At 60.1% G+C, this 18,252-nt stretch carries 19 protein-coding genes; 11 read left to right on the top strand and 8 right to left on the bottom strand.

Annotated elements, in window-relative coordinates; genetic code table 11:
- Positions 1-82: 82 nt before the first annotated feature.
- The 8 genes from ACR0K1_RS16880 to ACR0K1_RS16845 all read left to right on the top strand — a co-directional run bounded on the left by ACR0K1_RS16880 (position 83) and on the right by ACR0K1_RS16845 (position 7,688).
- Entirely contained in the window at positions 83-355 is a 273-nt protein-coding gene (locus ACR0K1_RS16880) for a DUF6525 family protein (RefSeq protein ID WP_480615378.1), read from the top strand.
- Positions 356-613: 258 nt separating this feature from the next.
- Positions 614-2,290: a 30S ribosomal protein S1 gene (rpsA, locus tag ACR0K1_RS16875; protein ID WP_480615376.1), complete on the top strand. Its 1,677-nt coding sequence runs from the start codon at positions 614-616 to the stop codon at positions 2,288-2,290.
- 269 nt (positions 2,291-2,559) lie between these two features.
- Positions 2,560-2,844: an integration host factor subunit beta gene (gene ihfB, locus ACR0K1_RS16870; protein WP_050603110.1), complete on the top strand. Its 285-nt coding sequence runs from the start codon at positions 2,560-2,562 to the stop codon at positions 2,842-2,844.
- A 7-nt stretch (positions 2,845-2,851) separates the two neighbouring features.
- Positions 2,852-3,202, top strand: coding sequence for a lipopolysaccharide assembly protein LapA domain-containing protein (locus ACR0K1_RS16865; protein WP_480615374.1), 351 nt, complete (start codon positions 2,852-2,854; stop codon positions 3,200-3,202).
- Between the two features lie 9 nt (positions 3,203-3,211).
- A complete protein-coding gene (locus tag ACR0K1_RS16860) occupies positions 3,212-3,853 on the top strand; it encodes a phosphoribosylanthranilate isomerase (RefSeq protein WP_480615372.1) in 642 nt (213 codons plus the stop codon).
- A 45-nt stretch (positions 3,854-3,898) separates the two neighbouring features.
- Positions 3,899-4,234 (top strand): hypothetical protein, encoded by a 336-nt coding sequence (locus ACR0K1_RS16855; protein WP_480615370.1) that lies wholly within the window; start codon positions 3,899-3,901, stop codon positions 4,232-4,234.
- Positions 4,235-4,301: 67 nt separating this feature from the next.
- Positions 4,302-5,549, top strand: a complete 1,248-nt coding sequence (trpB, locus tag ACR0K1_RS16850; RefSeq protein ID WP_480615368.1) for a tryptophan synthase subunit beta — start codon at positions 4,302-4,304, stop codon at positions 5,547-5,549.
- A 486-nt stretch (positions 5,550-6,035) separates the two neighbouring features.
- On the top strand, positions 6,036-7,688 hold the full coding sequence (locus ACR0K1_RS16845) for an Ig-like domain-containing protein (RefSeq protein ID WP_480851333.1): 1,653 nt from the start codon (positions 6,036-6,038) through the stop codon (positions 7,686-7,688).
- Positions 7,689-7,699: 11 nt separating this feature from the next.
- Here the strand turns inward: ACR0K1_RS16845 and ACR0K1_RS16840 are convergent, their stop codons facing one another.
- The 7 genes from ACR0K1_RS16840 to ACR0K1_RS16810 all read right to left on the bottom strand — a co-directional run bounded on the left by ACR0K1_RS16840 (position 7,700) and on the right by ACR0K1_RS16810 (position 13,584).
- Entirely contained in the window at positions 7,700-8,074 is a 375-nt protein-coding gene (locus ACR0K1_RS16840; RefSeq protein ID WP_480615365.1) for a DUF2237 family protein, read from the bottom strand.
- 9 nt (positions 8,075-8,083) lie between these two features.
- Positions 8,084-9,247 carry a serine hydrolase domain-containing protein gene (locus ACR0K1_RS16835; RefSeq protein WP_480851332.1) on the bottom strand — a complete coding sequence of 388 codons (1,164 nt, stop codon included), beginning with the start codon at positions 9,245-9,247 and terminating at the stop codon, positions 8,084-8,086.
- 79 nt (positions 9,248-9,326) lie between these two features.
- A complete protein-coding gene (pth, locus tag ACR0K1_RS16830) occupies positions 9,327-10,013 on the bottom strand; it encodes an aminoacyl-tRNA hydrolase (RefSeq protein WP_480615363.1) in 687 nt (228 codons plus the stop codon).
- Positions 10,014-10,140: 127 nt separating this feature from the next.
- The gene (locus tag ACR0K1_RS16825) at positions 10,141-10,800 is read right to left on the bottom strand and encodes a 50S ribosomal protein L25/general stress protein Ctc (protein WP_480615361.1); all 660 of its coding nucleotides are present in this window, start codon (positions 10,798-10,800) and stop codon (positions 10,141-10,143) included.
- 245 nt (positions 10,801-11,045) lie between these two features.
- Complete coding sequence (locus ACR0K1_RS16820) at positions 11,046-12,212, bottom strand: alpha-hydroxy acid oxidase (RefSeq protein WP_480615359.1); 1,167 nt, start codon at positions 12,210-12,212, stop codon at positions 11,046-11,048.
- Between the two features lie 16 nt (positions 12,213-12,228).
- Positions 12,229-13,020 (bottom strand): tryptophan synthase subunit alpha, encoded by a 792-nt coding sequence (gene trpA, locus ACR0K1_RS16815; protein WP_480851331.1) that lies wholly within the window; start codon positions 13,018-13,020, stop codon positions 12,229-12,231.
- A gap of 78 nt (positions 13,021-13,098) precedes the next feature.
- On the bottom strand, positions 13,099-13,584 hold the full coding sequence (locus ACR0K1_RS16810) for an acyloxyacyl hydrolase (RefSeq protein WP_480615355.1): 486 nt from the start codon (positions 13,582-13,584) through the stop codon (positions 13,099-13,101).
- A gap of 194 nt (positions 13,585-13,778) precedes the next feature.
- Here ACR0K1_RS16810 and ychF point away from each other — a divergent pair, with 194 nt between their 5' ends.
- On the top strand, positions 13,779-14,876 hold the full coding sequence (ychF, locus tag ACR0K1_RS16805) for a redox-regulated ATPase YchF (RefSeq protein ID WP_480851330.1): 1,098 nt from the start codon (positions 13,779-13,781) through the stop codon (positions 14,874-14,876).
- Between the two features lie 35 nt (positions 14,877-14,911).
- Here ychF and ACR0K1_RS16800 read toward each other — a convergent pair whose 3' ends face one another.
- The gene (locus ACR0K1_RS16800; RefSeq protein ID WP_480851329.1) at positions 14,912-15,424 is read right to left on the bottom strand and encodes an ester cyclase; all 513 of its coding nucleotides are present in this window, start codon (positions 15,422-15,424) and stop codon (positions 14,912-14,914) included.
- 157 nt (positions 15,425-15,581) lie between these two features.
- Here ACR0K1_RS16800 and ACR0K1_RS16795 point away from each other — a divergent pair, with 157 nt between their 5' ends.
- Entirely contained in the window at positions 15,582-16,463 is an 882-nt protein-coding gene (locus ACR0K1_RS16795) for a LysR family transcriptional regulator (RefSeq protein WP_480615349.1), read from the top strand.
- 85 nt (positions 16,464-16,548) lie between these two features.
- The gene (locus ACR0K1_RS16790) at positions 16,549-18,252 is read left to right on the top strand and encodes an NAD(P)H-dependent oxidoreductase subunit E (protein ID WP_480851328.1); all 1,704 of its coding nucleotides are present in this window, start codon (positions 16,549-16,551) and stop codon (positions 18,250-18,252) included.

Below are 18,252 nucleotides of genomic sequence, written 5' to 3'. Positions count from 1 at the left end.
ATGAAACCCGCAATTCAAATCGAAACCCGCGCACTCACTTGGCTGCCAGCAACGGCCATGCCCATGTCGGCCCGGGGTCGCCATGCGTAGCAGAACATCCGGGCGGAACCTCAGAACGTCGATGAAAACTCGCCGTCGCGGCGGGTCGAGGATGCGGGCCTTTGATGCGCTGCCCCGCGACCTGCGGGTTTGGCTGGCCTCGGCCTGTTTGCCGTGGAGCCCGGAATCCGCCCTGAAAGTCTGGAGCAGGGCAGGTGGCCCCAGCAATCCCGATGCCGCGATTTCGCGGCTCGATGAAATTGAACGCGCGATGCTGCAGAAGGATGCGCAGGTTTGGGCCGCGAAAGCGCGCTGAAACATGTCGGGTGATGCCAATCCCCTTTAAAAACCGGCTTTCTGCTTGCACCGGCCAGGGAATCCGCCTATACGCGCGCTGTCTGAACAAGGGCGGTCAACGTCCGGATGACGTATCTGAGCAGGGCCGGGTCACCTCGGCCCTTTGTGTTTGTTAGCTCGGGCGCGTTCCGGATCACGCAGTCAGGCACCATGAAACAAGACCGGCGGAGACAACCGCTCGGCCAGCAAAAACGTATGTAAAGGAAAACAACGCCACATGGCTAACGCATCCATGGAGGAATTCGAAGCCCTCCTGAATGAAAGCTTCGAAATGGACACACCCGAAGAGGGTTCTGTTGTCAAAGGCAAGGTTCTGGCGATTGAAGCCGGACAGGCCATCATCGACGTCGGCTACAAAATGGAAGGCCGCGTTGATCTGAAAGAATTCGCAAATCCCGGCGAAGCCCCTGAAATCACTGTCGGTGACGAGGTCGAAGTTTACCTGCGCGCAGCAGAAAACGCCCGTGGCGAAGCCGTCATCTCGCGTGAGATGGCCCGCCGTGAAGAGGCATGGGACCGTCTGGAAAAAGCATATGCCGACGACCAGCGCGTCGAAGGTGCAATCTTTGGCCGCGTCAAAGGTGGCTTCACCGTCGATCTGGGTGGCGCAGTTGCGTTCCTGCCCGGCTCGCAGGTTGACGTCCGCCCCGTGCGCGACGCTGGCCCGCTGATGGGCCTGAAGCAGCCGTTCCAGATCCTGAAAATGGACCGCCGCCGTGGCAACATCGTTGTGTCGCGCCGCGCAATCCTGGAAGAATCGCGCGCCGAACAGCGCGCCGAAGTTATCGGCAACCTGTCCGAAGGTCAGACCGTCGAGGGTGTCGTCAAGAACATCACCGAATACGGTGCATTTGTTGACCTGGGCGGCGTTGACGGCCTGCTGCACGTCACCGACATGGCATGGCGCCGTGTGAACCACCCATCCGAGATCCTGACGATCGGCGAAACCATCAAGGTTCAGGTCATCAAGATCAACAAGGAAACCCACCGCATCAGCCTGGGCATGAAGCAGCTGCAGGAAGATCCGTGGGATCTGGTTGCTGCGAAATACCCGCTGGGCTCGGTCCATCAGGGTCGCGTCACCAACATCACCGACTACGGCGCGTTCGTCGAGCTGGAAGCCGGTGTCGAAGGTCTGGTGCACGTGTCCGAGATGTCCTGGACCAAGAAAAACGTCCACCCCGGCAAGATCGTTTCGACCAGCCAGGAAGTCGACGTCATGGTTCTGGAAATCGACGGCGCCAAGCGTCGCGTGTCTCTGGGCCTGAAGCAGACCATGCGCAACCCGTGGGAAGTGTTTGCAGAAACCCACCCCGAGGGCACCGAGGTCGAGGGCGAAGTCAAGAACATCACCGAATTCGGTCTGTTCATTGGCCTCGACGGCGACATCGACGGCATGGTTCACCTGTCCGACCTGTCCTGGGACGAGCGTGGCGAAGATGCGATCCAGAACTACCGCAAAGGCGACGTCGTTCAGGCGGTTGTCTCGGAAGTGGACGTGGAAAAAGAGCGTATCTCGCTGTCGATCAAAGCCCTGGGCGGTGACAAGTTCGCCGAAGCCGTGGGCGGCGTGAAACGTGGTTCGGTCATCACCGTCGAAGTGACCGCAATCGAAGATGGCGGCATCGAGGTCGAGTACGAAGGCATGAAGTCGTTCATCCGTCGTTCGGACCTGAGCCGTGACCGTGCCGAACAGCGCCCCGAGCGTTTCTCGACCGGTGACAAGGTCGACGTCCGCGTCACCAATGTCGACAGCAAGACCCGCCGTCTGGGCCTGTCGATCAAGGCACGCGAGATCGCCGAAGAGAAAGAGGCCGTGGAACAGTACGGCTCCTCCGACTCGGGCGCATCGCTGGGCGATATCCTGGGTGCAGCGCTGAAATCGGGCGACTAAACCCGGGGCGCACTCAGCCAAGCTTTTCGGCCTCGCACAACAGTGCGGGGCCGTTTTTGTTGCGAATCAATATGTTCCAAATACCCGGCTTAATCGCGCTGTCGTTCGCGCATTAAGTGTGGAAACGCGGGTTACGGGCAAAAATTCGCGTGAGATTGCCGTAAAATGAACCCTCGCGGCCCAGAACCTCCGTTCCCCCAATCCGGCTTTTTTCCTATACTGTCAGAACAGTAGACAAGTCACACCGGTCGCCTGGGAGGGTATCACGCATGATTCGTTCAGAACTGATTCAGAAAATCGCCGACGAAAATCCGCATCTCTATCAGCGCGATGTCGAGCGAATCGTGAACACCGTTTTTGAAGAAGTCACGGATGCCATGGCCCGCGGTGACCGGGTGGAACTGCGCGGGTTCGGGGCGTTTTCGGTGAAAAAGCGCGATGCCCGTGTCGGGCGCAATCCGCGCACCGGCGAGACCGTGCAGGTCGAGGAAAAATGTGTTCCGTTTTTCAAGACCGGCAAGTTGCTTCGGGACCGATTGAACGGTAAAGCCTGACGTCATGATGCGTTACATTCGATATGCTTTTCTGGCGGTCCTCGGGATCGTTCTGGTTTCGATTTCGCTGGCCAATCTTGAAGCGGTCGAGCTGAAACTGATGCCCGACGCCCTGTCCGAACTGCTGGGCTTTAACCTGAACACGACGCTGCCGCTGTTTCTGGTGGTTCTGGGGGGCGTTGTTGCCGGGCTCGTTATCGGCTTCCTGTGGGAATGGCTGCGCGAACACAAGCACCGCCGCGATGCCAACGTCAACAAGGGCGAGGTCCGCAAGCTTGAGCGCGAGGTCAAGAAGCTCAAGAAAAAGCAGAACCAAGGCAAAGACGAAGTTCTGGCCATTCTGGACGAAGCCAGCTAAGGCACCCCAATGTCCGATACAAGGTTCAAGATTTGCGGCCTGACCGCCGCAGAACATGTGCGCGCTGCCGCCGAGGCGGGGGCAGGCTATGTCGGTTTTGTCTTTTTCCCGAAATCGCCCCGGCATCTTGAGGTTGCGGCCGCATCGGAACTCGCCCACCTTGTGCCCGCCGGCATCGCCAAGGTGGCGCTGACCGTGAATGCAACGGACGAAGAATTGGATCGCATCCTGTCCGCCGTCCCGCTGGACATGTTGCAGCTTCATGGCCAAGAAAGCCCCGATCGTGTGGCGGAGGTTCGCGACAGGTTCGGCCTGCCGGTGATGAAGGCCATCGGCGTCGCCGAGGCCGAGGATCTGGCCGCCATCGATCTTTATTCTGAAACCGCCGATCAGTTGCTGATCGACGCCAAACCGCCCCGCAATTCCGAATTGCCGGGCGGCAACGGGCTGGCCTTTGACTGGCGGCTGCTGGCCGGGCGGAAATACTGGCGGCGTCCGTGGATGCTGGCCGGTGGGCTTACCCCTGAAAACGTTGCCGAGGCTGTGCGGATGACCGGCGCGCGGCAGGTCGATGTTTCTTCGGGCGTGGAATGTGCGCCGGGCGTCAAGGATGCCGCGCTCATCCACGGTTTTGCAGACGCGCTTCGGTGATCTGATCCGGTCCGCACAGCGTATCCCCGATAAAGGGGATGGACCATGCTGGCGGCAATTGGCGGCGTTTCTCTGAAACACTGGTATTATGCGCCGGAATTTTTCTGGCGCGCCGGGCAGGCCTTGCGACAGGCCCGCGGCGACCCGCTGTGCCATCACGCCAGCGTCTTCCCGCATGACGGCCTGTATTTTTCCCTCTCCGTCTGGCAGGACGCCGAGGCGATGCTGACCTTTGCCCAGTCCGGCCCGCATCGGCGTGTGGTCCAGGCCTCGTCGCGTTTGGCGTATATCAACCGGTTCTGTCACTTTTCCTGCGTTGGCATCCCGACTACGCAGCAGGCGTTGAATATGTGGCGGCTGCAAACTCAGGCCGCCGAGTGATGCGTTTTGCCATGGCAAATCCGCGCGCCACCTCCTATGAACAACGGGTACGACGAGGGAGACACCCATGGCCAACGATCTTTTCAATTCCTTCATGTCCGGCCCTGACGAACAGGGCCGTTTCGGCATCTTCGGCGGGCGCTTTGTCAGCGAAACGCTGATGCCGCTGATCCTGTCGCTGGAAGAGGAATATGAGAAGGCCAAGGACGATCCCACCTTCTGGGCCGAGATGGACGATCTGTGGGCGAATTACGTGGGCCGCCCCTCGCCGCTGTATTACGCCGAACGCCTGACCGAGCACCTGGGCGGCGCGAAAATCTATCTGAAACGCGATGAACTGAACCACACCGGCGCGCATAAGATCAACAACGTGCTGGGACAGATCATTCTGGCGCGGCGCATGGGCAAGACCCGCATCATTGCCGAGACCGGAGCAGGTCAGCACGGCGTGGCCACAGCCACCGTCTGTGCCAAGTTCGGCCTGAAATGCGTGGTCTATATGGGCGCGCATGACGTGCAGCGTCAGGCGCCCAACGTGTTCCGTATGCGCCTGCTGGGGGCCGAGGTGATCCCGGTAACGAGCGGCCGTGGCACGTTGAAAGACGCCATGAACGACGCGCTGCGTGACTGGGTGACCAACGTACGCGACACGTTCTACTGCATCGGTACCGTGGCTGGTCCGCACCCGTATCCGGCGATGGTGCGCGACTTCCAGTCGATCATCGGCAAGGAAGCCAAGGAGCAGATGCACAAGGCCGAAGGACGTCTGCCCGACACGATAATCGCGGCTATCGGCGGCGGCTCGAACGCCATGGGCCTGTTCTACCCGTTCCTCGACGACAAATCGGTCAACATCATCGGCGTTGAGGCTGGCGGCAAGGGCGTGAACGAGAAGATGGAACATTGCGCCTCACTGACCGGTGGCCGTCCCGGCGTGCTGCATGGCAACCGCACCTACCTGCTGCAGGATGACGACGGGCAGATCCTCGAAGGCTATTCGATTTCCGCCGGGCTGGACTATCCCGGCATCGGGCCGGAGCATTCCTGGCTGAACGACGTTGGCCGCGCCCAGTATGTCTCGATCACAGACAAAGAGGCACTCGAGGCGTTCCAGCTGTGCTGTGCCACCGAAGGCATCATCCCGGCGCTGGAACCCTGCCATGCGCTGGCGCATGTCATGAAAATCGCGCCCGACCTGCCGAAGGATCACCTGATCTGCATGAACATGTGCGGGCGGGGCGACAAGGACGTGCAGACGGTTGCGAAGTATCTGAACTTTGACATGTCCGATACCGAGGGTCGCGTGATCGACTGACCCGAGGGCATCGGTACCAGGTAAGGTGCAGGCGGCAGCCCGAGGAATCGGCTGCCGCCTTTTTCGCAATCTGAGCTTGGGTTTCCTTTGAGTGCTCAGTGACGGCTTTTTAGGCGGACTGTTGCGATAAAGCGCTTAATCGCGGTCGAAACTTGGTGTTCCGGGTTGCACAGACACCCCTTTGGCGCGGTCGGTAGTGCGCTGTTTCAGGCGGTTCGAGCCTTAAAAACTTGGCAGTATCGCGCCAGCTTGCACCTGTCTGACCAACGCCGGTACTGCGGCGATCAAACTGCACCCACCGGTTGAATCACACGCCCTTCTATACAGCGCTTTGGAATTTTATTAACGTTCCGTTAACCGGCTGTTCTCACCAGCCGGATCAGGGGAGTTTCCATTTTAGGGGAACGCAAGGTGTTGCTGTTTCGGGGGCCGCGCAGTCGGAGCGCCCTGACGTGTCGCATCTGATCGGTGCAGTAGGAGGTATGAATGGTTTGGTCCGTTATGCGCAGGGTTTTGTACCTTTTCTGTGTGGTTGCTGCCGGTCTGATGGGCAGCAGCAAAGAGGCTTCGGCCCTTGATGGCTTTATCCCCTTCACACCTATTTCGACGCCCAGCGGCGGACCTGCGGCGGTCAGCAACAACGCGGGCATCTCGACCGCGTTTATTTCACTGGGCTCTCCCGGTGCGTTTCCGGGCGGGTCGTTCTATTTCAGCAATGCGAGCACGCCGGGCGCTGCGGTAACTCCGGCGGTTTTGACCAGCCTTGGCTATCTGGACCCGACGATTATCAGCCAGAACGGCGCGGATTCCACCTATGCGGCGGACGATTACATCGGCATCGTTTTCACCGCGCGCGAAACGGTCGGCGGACCGCTGTTCCAGTATGAATTCGCGTTGTCCGGGGTCACGAGCACGCAGTTCATCAACACCCGGGTCATCGTGGACACAACGCAGCCCACGGCGACGATCGGGCCATTGACAGCGACCGGAAGCAGGACGTTTGAGGCGACGATCACCCTGAGTGAACCCAGCACGGATTTCACCGCAAGCGATCTTTCGGTCACCAATGCCACGGCCATCCTGTCCGGATCGGGGTCGAATTATGTGGCGACGCTGACGCCTCAGAACAACGGAACCATCGAACTTTTTGTTCCGGCGGGTGTTTTCACCGATGCCGCCGGCAATACAAACCTCGCGTCCAATACGGTCAGCACGGTGCAGGCGGTGGTGAACACGCAGCAACTGATCCAGGCCTTTCAGAACGCCCGGGCCAACAGCCTTGTCACGAACCAGCCCGAACTAACACGGTTCCTGCAGAACTCGGGCACCGGCGCGTTCGAATCCACGGTGACGCAAGGGGCGGGGTATCTGAATTTTGCCAGCGATCCTTCATTCCCTGTGTGGTTCAACCTGACGGGTAACTGGAGCTCGCAGGACGATTTCGATACCTCCTACGCGCTTGCGGTTTTGGGCACACACCGGCGCATAAACCAGAACCTGTTGATCGGCGCGATGTTGCAGATCGATTATGCGGAAACGGATAACGGCGCAGCCAGCGTGGACGGAACGGGCTGGCTGGTCGGGCCTTACGTGGTTGCCAAACTTCCCAGCCAGCCGGTGTTTTTCGAAGGCCGCGTGCTGTACGGGCAGGCCGACAACGACATTTCGCCCTTTGGCACGTATGAGGACAGTTTCGACAGTGACCGCTGGCTGATTCAGTCCCGCGTGACCGGCGAGTTGCAGCAGGGCGATCTGACGCTGATGCCGCTGCTCGATGTCAGCTACGCCAGCGATGATCAGGAGGCTTACACGGACAGCCTCGGGAATCTGATCCCGCAGCAGGATTTCAGCCTGACCACCGCCCGTCTCGGCATGGATTTCAGCCATCCGATTGCCGTGAAACGCGGGCAGATGCAGCTGACCGGCGGTCTGTCGGGGATCTGGAGCAGTACATCGGGCACAGGAACCGCACCGGGCGTCGCCCCTATCGGCGACACCGCCCGTGGGCGCGTCGATCTGGGCTTTGACTATCGGTTGGAAAACACCAGTTCTCTGGCGGCTGATCTGTTCTATGACGGCATCGGCGAAAGCGGCTTTGAAAGCTATTCGGTCAGCCTGACCTGGCAGATGGCCTTTTGATCCGCGCAGACTCAGCCTTCCGCCGCGTGCTGGCGCAACAGCTTTAGCGGAACGATTTCTAGCGCGCGTTGATGCGTGGCCTCCAGATGCACCTTTGGGGCGCAGCCTTCGTCATGGGCCTGCAGAAACCGGGCCGCACACAGGCACCAGCTGTCGCCGGGTTTCAGGCCGGGAAAGTCGAACTCGGGGCGTGGGGTGCTCAGGTCGTTTCCAACATATTTCGAATACGCCAGAAACTCGGCCGTCATGACCGCGCAGACGGTGTGGCTGCCCTGATCTTCGGGGCAGGTATTGCAGGCCCCGTCCCGGAAGAACCCGGTCAGCGGATCGCGCGAGCAGGGGGCCAGAACGCCGCCCAGAACATTGATGCTGTCTTGCTTTTGCATAAGGGCACTTTACAGGCTTTGCGCGATTTTGCGGAACATTTCGATGTTCAGCTCGCGGATTCCGGGGTCACGAAACTGCCGGTCAGCGCCCGTGGTCACGACCAGAACGCCGCGCGCCTGATCGAAATAGATATGCTGGCCGTAGATTCCGCGGGCCAGAAACTCGCCCTCATGCGCGCCGACCGGCACATACCATTGATAGCCATATCCGATTTCTCCGGGTTCGGTCGGGGCGCTGGGCCAGGTGGAATCGGTAATCCAGTCTGCCGGTACGATCTGCTGCCCATCCCGCGTGCCGTTCTGCAGGATCATCTGCCCGAACCGCGCGAAGTCGCGGGTGGTGAAGTTCAGGCCGCCCAGCACAAAGGCAACGCCCGCGCCGTCGGTGATATAGTACCCGTCCTGCTCCAGCCCCAGCGGTTCTATGATCTTTTCGGTCAGCAGATCGGCCATGCTACGCCCGGTCGCATCCCGGATCACCATGCTGAGCACATGAGTATCGATGGACACGTATTGCCAGACCTCTCCCGGTGGCGCGAAAGTTTCTCGCAGCGATGCGGCGAAATCATCCAGTTCGCCACCCAGCGCGACAACGCGACCCATGCGATTGATGTCCGAGTTATAGTCCAGATAATCCTCGTCAAAGGTCACGCCGCTGGCCATGTTCAGCACGTTGCGGAGTGTGGCTGTGTCATAGGCGGTGCCCTTCAGTTCCGGGGCATATTGCACGACCGGGTCGTCCAGGGACGCAATCGCGCCGTCCTCCATCAGGATGCCGAACAGGGCCGACAGATAGCTCTTGGCGACAGACCAGGAAATCCGCCGGTCATCGGGGCCGGTGCCGAGGTAATATTCTTCGAACCGGATCTCGCCATCCTGAAGCACCAGCAGAGAGGTCACGGCACGCTCGTCAATCCATGAATCGGCACCATCCGGCAAGTCAAAGCCGGGGCCATAGGGCAATTCCCACGTGGGTCCATCCCCGCGCGGCAGGGTGACCGTCAGGAAGGCATCGTCCATATGCGAGAAATTGTTGACGATCTTGTCAGGCGCAAACAGCGAGTTCACGGCCATCAACCGCTGAATCTCTTCGCGTTTCCAGACGCCGACCACAACGGCAGCCAGCACCAGCGCAAGAACGATGCGCAGCAGCCACTTGAACATTGTTCTCATGCAATGCCTCCCTCGCAGGAAGATTGGCGCGCGGGTCCGGAAACCGCAATTGCAACGTTACGGAAGCGCAGGTTTTGACCTATTTGAACTTGTCCAGCAGCTTTTGCATGGCTGACCGGCTGTCCGGGGCCGAGTCTGCCTGTTCCTGGGCTGGTTGAGCCTGAGGGTCCGGTTTCGCCGGTGTTTTGGACGATCTCGGCGGGGCGGTGCGCAGGGCGACCGCATTCATGAACTTGCCGCCATCGCCGTCGGCCAGATAGGCGGCCCCGTCAGACACGCCGCGCAGCACATCGTCCAGCCAGTCTGCATCGGCTTTGGCAAAGTCGCTTAATACATAGGGCGAAACCATTTCTTTCCGACCCGGATGCCCGATCCCCAGCCGGACGCGATCATAGGCCGGGCTGATATGGTCATGGATCGACCGCAACCCGTTATGCCCCGCATGACCGCCACCCGCCTTGACCCGCACCTTGCCGGGGGCGAGGTCCAGTTCGTCGTGAAACACCGTGACGTCGGTGGAGTCCAGCTTGTAAAATCGCATCGCCTCACCCACGGACTGGCCGGATCGGTTCATGAAGGTCTGCGGTTTGATCAGCAGGACCTTGTCGCTGCCCAGACGGCCCTCGGCAATCTCTGCCTGAAACTTGGATTTCCAGGGGCCGAACCCGTGATCTTGGGCAATCCGGTCCACAGCCATGAAGCCGATATTGTGCCGGTTGCGGGCGTATTTCGATCCGGGATTTCCCAATCCGACAAACAGTTTCATCGTCCAGCCTTTGCGTCGCGTTGCGCCGTGATTGCACGGTTTTGTCCGAAAATTCCAGCCCGAAGGCGGGAAAAGAAAAACGGGGCTCCGTTGGAACCCCGTTTCCCAATCCGGATGCAGTCCGAACTTATTCTTCAGCTTCGTCCTGACCGATGACTTCAACTTCATCGGCAGCGACTTCACCCTCTTCACCTTCTTCATCGTCACTGGACGACAGGCCGGTGGGGGCCGAGACGTTGGCGATCACGAAGTCACGATCAATGGTCGGCTTGGTGCCGCCGGGCAGGTCAACGGACGAGATGGTGACAACGTCGTTGATTTCCATACCGGTCAGATCAACGGTGATCTTCTCGGGGATATCGCCGGCGGTGCACATCAGTTCGACCTCGGGGCGGACAACGGTCAGAACGCCGCCCTTCTTGATGCCGGGGGCTGCTTCTTCGTTGATGAACTCAACGGGAATGAACAGTGCGATCTTGGTGGTCCGGCGCAGGCGCATCAGGTCCAGGTGGGTCGGCAGGTCTTTGACGACGTCACGCTGAACGTCACGGCAGATGACGCGGACGTCTTCGTGGCCTTCGACCTTCAGGTTCCAAAGGGTCGACTTGAACCGGCCCGCTTTCAGACGCTTGAACAGAACGTTGAACGGGATCTGGATCGGCAGCGGGTCTTTGTCGCCACCAAACACAATGCCCGGAACCATGCCGTCGCGGCGTGCCTGACGAGCGGCGCCCTTGCCTGTCCCCGTCCGTTCCAGAGCTACGAGATCAGGAATCTCTCCAGCCATGATAATTCTCCAATGTTAGGGCGGGCATCCTCCAAGGCTGTATGCCCGCGTGAAGCCGCGTCCTTAGCTTGATTCATTCGGTTTGGAAAGGGGTTTTTGACCGCTTAGGTTTTTTGCGAGGCTCTGCCTCGCGCTCCGGGATGTTTAGAGCCAGATGAATAAAGGATCCCCTGCTTCATCTGGCCAAAAATATCCCGGGGGAGTCGCCCGCAGGGCGGCGGGGGCAGCGCCCCCAATCCAGATTGTCAGTCTTGCCAGCGACCGCCGAAATCTTTGGGCACCAGCAGGTTGTGGCGACCCAGATCGCCAACCGAGCGTTCACCGCACAGGGCCATCGTGGTATCCAGTTCTTTTTGAATAACATCCAGCGCGGTGGTCACGCCCTTCTGCCCCATCGCGCCCAGTCCATAGACAAAGGCGCGCCCGATATAGGTGCCTTTGGCCCCCAGCGCCAAGGCTTTGAGAACGTCCTGTCCCGAGCGAATTCCGCTGTCGAGGTGCACTTCAATATCGCCGCCAACCGCATCCATGATCTCGGGCAGCATGCGGATCGAACTGAGCGCCCCGTCCAGCTGCCGCCCGCCGTGGTTTGACACAACGATGGCGTCCGCGCCCAGTTTGACGGCCATTTTGGCGTCTTCGGCGTCAAGAATACCTTTCAGGATCACCTTGCCGCCCCATTCCTCCATCAGCTTTCCGACCTTGTTCCAGTCGAGTCTGGGATCGAACTGTTCGGCAGTCCAGGCCCCCAGAGATGAGGCATCCGAAATGCCATCGACATGGCCGACGATGTTTCCGAATTCGCGCCGCTGCGCCCGCAGCATCTCGATGCCCCAGGCCCATTTGGTCATCAGGTTCGCGATGGTCCTGGGCGTCAGTTTGGGCGGGGCGGACAGGCCGTTTTTCAGGTCCTTGTGGCGTTGACCCAGGATTTGCAGGTCCAGCGTGATCACTAGGGCCGAGCAGTTCGCATCCTTGGCACGTTGGATCAGGCGGCTGACATAATCTGCGTCCTTCATGGTGTAGAGCTGAAACCAGAAGGGTCTTTCGGTGTGGTCCGCCACATCCTCGATCGAGTTTATCGACATGGTGGACAGCGTGAAAGGCACGCCAAAATCCTCGGCCGCCTTCGCGGCCTTCATCTCACCATCCGCGTGCTGCATGCCGGTCAGGCCGACAGGGGCAAGCGCCACGGGCATTGAGACATCTTCGCCGATCATCTGCGACGCGGTCGACCGCCCCGACATGTCCACGGCAACCCGCTGGCGCAGGCGGATTTTCTCGAAGTCCGAACTGTTTTCGCGGAACGTCTGCTCGGTCCAGCTGCCGCTTTCCGCGTAGTCATAGAACATCCGCGGCACGCGGCGTTCATATATCTGCCGGAGGTCTTCGATGGTGGTGATGACGGGCATCCTCAGCCTTTCCGGTTCAGGCCGAATGCGCCCCGTCGGCGAGCGTTTTGACGAAATCCAGAACCTCGGCCACCGGTTTGCCCGCGCCGATCTGGCTGACGATGGCCGATCCCACGACCGACCCGTCCGCGACGCTGGCGATGGCCCGCGATTTCTCGGGCGTGTTGATGCCGAAGCCCACGATGACCGGCAGGTCGGTCTTGGCTTTGATCCGGGCAACCTCGGGGCCGACATTTGTGGCCTGCGCCTCGGCGGCTCCGGTGATCCCGGTGATCGAGACGTAGTACACGAAGCCCGAGGTATTTTGCAGCACGCGCGGCAGGCGGTTGTCATCCGTGGTCGGTGTGGCCAGTCGGATGAAGTTCAGACCGGCGGCCTGAGCAGGCAGGCAGAGTTCCGCGTCTTCTTCGGGCGGCAGGTCGACCACGATCAGCCCGTCGATGCCAGCGGCCTTGGCGTCGTCAAGAAACTGATCGACCCCGCGGCTGTAAATCGGGTTGAAATAGCCCATCAGAACAATCGGCGTGGTGTCGTCGGTCTCGCGAAAGGCGCGGGCCAGATCGAGTGTGCGCTGCAGGGTCATGCCCCCATCCAGGGCCCGCTGCCCGGCCAGCTGGATTGTCGGGCCGTCCGCCATCGGATCGGTGAAGGGCAGGCCCAGTTCGATCACATCCACGCCCGCGCCCGGCAGGCCTTTGACAACCTCGAGCGAGGTTTCATAGTCGGGATCACCGGCCATCACATAGGCGACAAAGGCCTTTTTGCCTTCGGCTTTCAGGGCTGCGAATTTGGCGTCGATACGGGTCATCGGATGTCCTTGCAGTCAGGTTTGAACCTGATGTGCAGAAACTTTGACCGGAAATCAATCCCGCAGGGTCAGATTGCCTCAGAACCCGTAGTGATACCGCAGGAACAGCGAGTTCACACCCGGGTTGAAGCTTTCGGTGCTGGCGTTGGATTTATGGGTAAGGGCCAGCGAGATGCTGTTACCGCTGTCCAGCGTGTAGCCGACGCCCAGAAGGCTGCGGATCTGGAAATTGCCGCCCAGATCGTTGTCGTCATTTGCGGCATTGTAGTAGCCCGGCATAAAACTGAGCTCGGCGAACCAGCGATCCGAAAAGGAATAGATGCCGATCAAGCCCGCGCCGATATGAGTGTCTCCAGCGGCATCCACGGTCAGCGCTGCGCCCCATGTCGCGTTGAAACGAGTTGCCTCGTAGAAGGGGCGGTGTTGGTATTCCAGCGAAAATATCGCCTCGTCGTCGCCATTGCCGTTGGAAAAATCCGCATAGCCTGCGCCAAATATGACGGACTGAGCCTGTACGGATGTTGCTGCAAGGAAAAGGGCGACGGAAACAAACAGTGATTTCATAGGACTTCTTTGTCGTTGCATAAGCGGCACTTGTTACTTGGTAAGCTTTGAGCAGCAATCACAACTCACGCAAGTGCAAATGTCATAACGGTGCTGTGATGTTGCAAAAGCGACTCGGGCATTTTGGCAGGCCGGGTTGCGCATTTTCCCCGACGTGCATAGAAGACGCCGTCGTATCGCTTCAGGAGGCCGCAATGGGCTTTAAAATGGGAATCGTGGGTCTGCCGAATGTGGGCAAGTCGACCCTGTTCAATGCGCTGACCAAGACCGCAGCCGCGCAGGCGGCAAATTTCCCGTTCTGCACCATCGAACCGAATGTGGGCGATGTGGCTGTTCCTGACGACCGGCTGGACAAGCTGGCGGCGATTGCTGCGTCCAAACAGACTATCCCGACACGCATGACCTTTGTGGATATTGCCGGTCTGGTGAAAGGTGCCTCCAAGGGCGAAGGTCTGGGCAACCAGTTTCTGGCCAATATCCGCGAGACCGACGCGATTGCCCATGTGCTGCGCTGCTTCGAAGATGGCGATGTGACCCATGTGGATGGCCGCGTCGACCCGGTGGCCGATGCCGACACCATCGAAACCGAGCTGATGCTGGCCGATCTGGAAAGCATCGAAAAGCGCCGCGCCAATCTGGTGCGCAAGCTGAAGGGCAACGACAAGGAGGCCGCGCAACAGGACCGTCTGCTGGCCGAGGCGCAGGTGATGCTGGAAAACGGCAAACCCGCGCGTCTGGTCGAAGTGTCCGACGAGGATGCGAAAGCGTGGAAGATGCTGCAGCTGCTGACCACCAAGCCGGTGCTCTATGTCTGCAACGTATCCGAGGAAGAGGCCGTCGACGGCAACGAATACTCGGCCAAAGTCGCCGAGATGGCCGCCGCGCAGGGCAATGCCCACGTCATCATCAGCGCCAAGATCGAAGAAGAGATCAGCCTGCTGGAAGACGACGAAGCCCAGATGTTCCTTGAGGAGATGGGGCTGGAAGAACCCGGCCTCGACCGCCTCATCCGCGCCGGTTACGACCTGCTGAAGCTTGAAACCTATTTCACCGTCGGCCCGAAAGAGGCCCGTGCCTGGACCATCCGCACCGGCACCGCCGCGCCGCAGGCCGCCGGTGTGATCCACGGGGATTTCGAAAAAGGCTTCATCCGCGCCGAAACCATCGCCTATGACGACTACATCACCGCCAATGGCGAGCAGGGCGCGAAAGAAGCCGGCAAGATGCGGGCCGAGGGCAAGGGCTACATCGTCAAGGATGGCGATGTGATGCACTTTTTGTTTAATACCTGAGCATTACGTGCGCCCGGGTTAACAAAGCTTTGGCGCTAGCCCCCAAGACCCAACTCGTGCCGTAGTGTGAAGTAGTCCCAGACAACCCAGCTTTCCGCAATCTTTCCAGCGGCGATGCGATCGATCTGAACGCCGGTCCAGTTGACTGTATCGCCAGTGGCAGGCTGGCCCAGGTAAGTCCCCTTCTGTGTCCCATAGAAACGCCAATGGGTGGATACGCGGTCGCCTTCGGCGATCTGTGCAAAAATTTCGACTTTCAGGTCGGGAAAGGCTTTGTGATTTTCCGCGACTATGCTGGCCCAAGTGGCTAAATCGATACTCCCGGTGCCTCCGGTCGCCAAGGGCGCTTGGTGGTTTTGATACCCTTCGGCGAATATTGACTCGTCAATTGAGGACTCTGCTGCCCACATTTCAACGGCCTGCCGGGACAGGTTTTTTGCTGCGGAATTGTCGGTCTGTTGTGCCATCGCATCTCCTCCTGAGGCAAAGGTCAGGAAAATCGCCACTGCCCAAAAGCGCGGTACCAAGCTGATGTACTTTCTAGCCATTGACCTCCTCCTTGCATCATGACCACTTCGGGTAGGATAACGTGTTCGCTTCGACTGGGGAAATTGCGATTTTTCGGCGCGCGCAGGTGCAACAAGAGCTTTCACAGGGCTGTAAACGCGCTACTCTGCGCTTCTGACTGAAAAAAGAAACCGAGGCATGATCGAAATCCGCGACCTCCAACTGCTCAGCGCCCTCGCGCGGCATCGTCATTTTGCCAAGGCGGCCGAGGAATGCGGGATTTCGCAGCCTGCCTTCTCGATGCGCATCCGCAACCTCGAAGACCGGTTGGGTGTATCCATCGTCCGCCGGGCCAACCGGTTTCAGGGCCTGACCGAAGAGGGTGAGATGATCGTTCAGCGCGCGCGGCGTATCCTTGACGACACCAAGGCGCTGGAGCAGCAGGTGCTTGCCTCGAAGGGTGAGATTACGGGGACCCTGATCCTCGGCGTGATCCCGACGGCGATTGCTTTCACCGGTCGGCTGATCAAACGGTTGCAACAGGCGCATCCGCGCATCGTGACGCGCATTGAAACCATGTCTGCGACCGCCATTCAGCATCGGCTGGATGAGGGCAGTCTGGACGCGGGTATCACATATGGTGACAGCATCGGCACTGATCTGCGGCAGGTCCAGCCATTGTACGAGGAAACCTATGTGCTGCTGATCCCGTCCCACATGACCAAGGAAGCCGGCCCGATCCCCTGGGCGCGGGTTGCCGATTTTCCGATCAGCCTGCTTGAGCCGCAGATGCAGAACCGGCGCATCCTTGAACGGATTTTCGCCGAACAGGGCCTGCATCCGCATGTGGTTGCGGAAACCAGCGGCTTTACCGCCTCGATGGTCATGGCGCGCGAGGGGTTGGCGGCGACTGTTGTCCCCCGCGTTCTGGTCCGGGCGCTGGGCGATCTTAAGGGCACAAAGGTGCTGCCGTTGGTTGATCCGATTGTCAGCAAACCGATTTGTCTGGCGACGCTTGCACGTGACCCCGAACTGCCCACGGTCGAAGCTTTGCGTGCGGTGGTGACGTCTTTGCGGTGATAAGCTGTCGTTATCGTGCGATTGCGACAAGCGATTTGACGATATGCTGGTCTGATGAGAGACCGAACCTCAATCGGAGGGCATCATGGCACCATTAGATACCAAGCCATCGGGCGCACCCAAGGGCGTCTGGAAGTCAGGTAAAGGCAAGGGGCGGCACACGCCCAAGGGCCGGCAGTTCACGGATGAGGCGCAGGCCGAAATCGCACGCCTGCTGGGCGACCGCCCGCGCCGCCGCGATCTGCTGATCGAATTCCTTCATTTGATTCAGGACGCACACGGCCATATCAGCGCCGACCACATCGCCGCCCTGGCGGTCGAGATGCGGATCGGTCAGGCCGAGATTTACGAGACCGCCACCTTCTACGCCCATTTCGACGTCGTGAAAGAGGATGAGGCGCCGCCGCCCGCGCTGACGATCCGCGTCTGCGATTCCCTGTCCTGCGAGATGGCAGGTGCCCAGCAGTTGCAGAAGGCGCTGGAGGATGGTCTGGACGCCTCGCGGGTCCGGGTGCTGCGCGCGCCCTGTATGGGTCGCTGCGATACGGCGCCGGTTTTGGAGATCGGCCACAACCATATCGACCATGCGACCCCCGAAAAGGTGCAGGTCGCGATTGCCGCCGGTGACACCTACGCGCATCTGCCCGATTACGAAGCCTTTACCGCCTATGAGGCGAATGGCGGCTACGCCAAGCTGAAAGAGCTGCGCGAGGGCAGTGACTGGGAGAAAGTGCAGGAAGACGTCCTGTCCTCGGGCCTGCGCGGCCTGGGTGGTGCTGGCTTCCCATCGGGCAAGAAATGGGGCTTTGTGCGGATGAACGAAGGACCCCGCTATCTGGCCGTCAACGGCGATGAGGGCGAACCCGGTACGTTCAAGGACCGCTACTATCTGGAACGCACGCCGCACGTTTTCCTTGAGGGCATGTTGATCGCCGCATGGGCGGTCGAGGCGGAAACCTGCTTTATCTATATGCGCGATGAATACCCGGCGGTGCTGGAAATTCTGCGGCGTGAGATAGCGGCGCTGGAACAGGCCGGGATCGTTGAATCCGGCTATATCGACCTGCGCCGGGGGGCCGGTGCTTACATCTGCGGCGAAGAATCCGCGATGATCGAGTCGATCGAAGGCAAGAAAGGCCTGCCGCGTCATCGTCCTCCGTTCGTGGCGCAGGTTGGGGTCTTTAACCGTCCGACGCTCGTGCACAATGTCGAGACGCTCTATTGGGTCACGAAAGTGTGCCGTGAGGGGCCGGAATGCCTGAACAGCACCGTAAAGAATGGCCGTAAAGGCCTGCGCAGCTATTCGGTCTCGGGCCGGGTGGCGAAGCCGGGTGTCCACCTGCTGCCTGCCGGATCGACCATTCTGGACGTGATCGAGGCCGCCGGAGGCATGGCTGAAGGTCAGACCTTCAAGGCGTACCAGCCGGGCGGTCCGTCCTCGGGCCTGTTGCCAGCGTCGATGGACGACATCCCGCTGGATTTCGACACGCTGCAACCGCATGGCACCTTCATCGGCTCTGCCGCCGTGGTGGTTCTGTCCGATCAGGACACTGCCCGCGATGCGGCGCTGAACATGCTGCGGTTCTTCGAGGATGAAAGCTGCGGCCAGTGCACCCCCTGCCGGGCGGGCTGCGAAAAGGCGGTCAAGCTGATGCAGGCCGACAAGTGGGATCAGGACCTGCTGGAAGATCTGTGTCAGGTCATGGGCGATGCCTCGATCTGCGGTCTGGGGCAGGCGGCCCCGAACCCGATCCGTCTGGTCATGAAACATTTCGCTGACGAAATCTGA

Source organism: Ruegeria sp. F5 (assembly GCF_056533845.1).
Note: the sequence above shows the minus strand (reverse complement) of the source record. Positions and strands in the feature narration are given on the sequence as shown.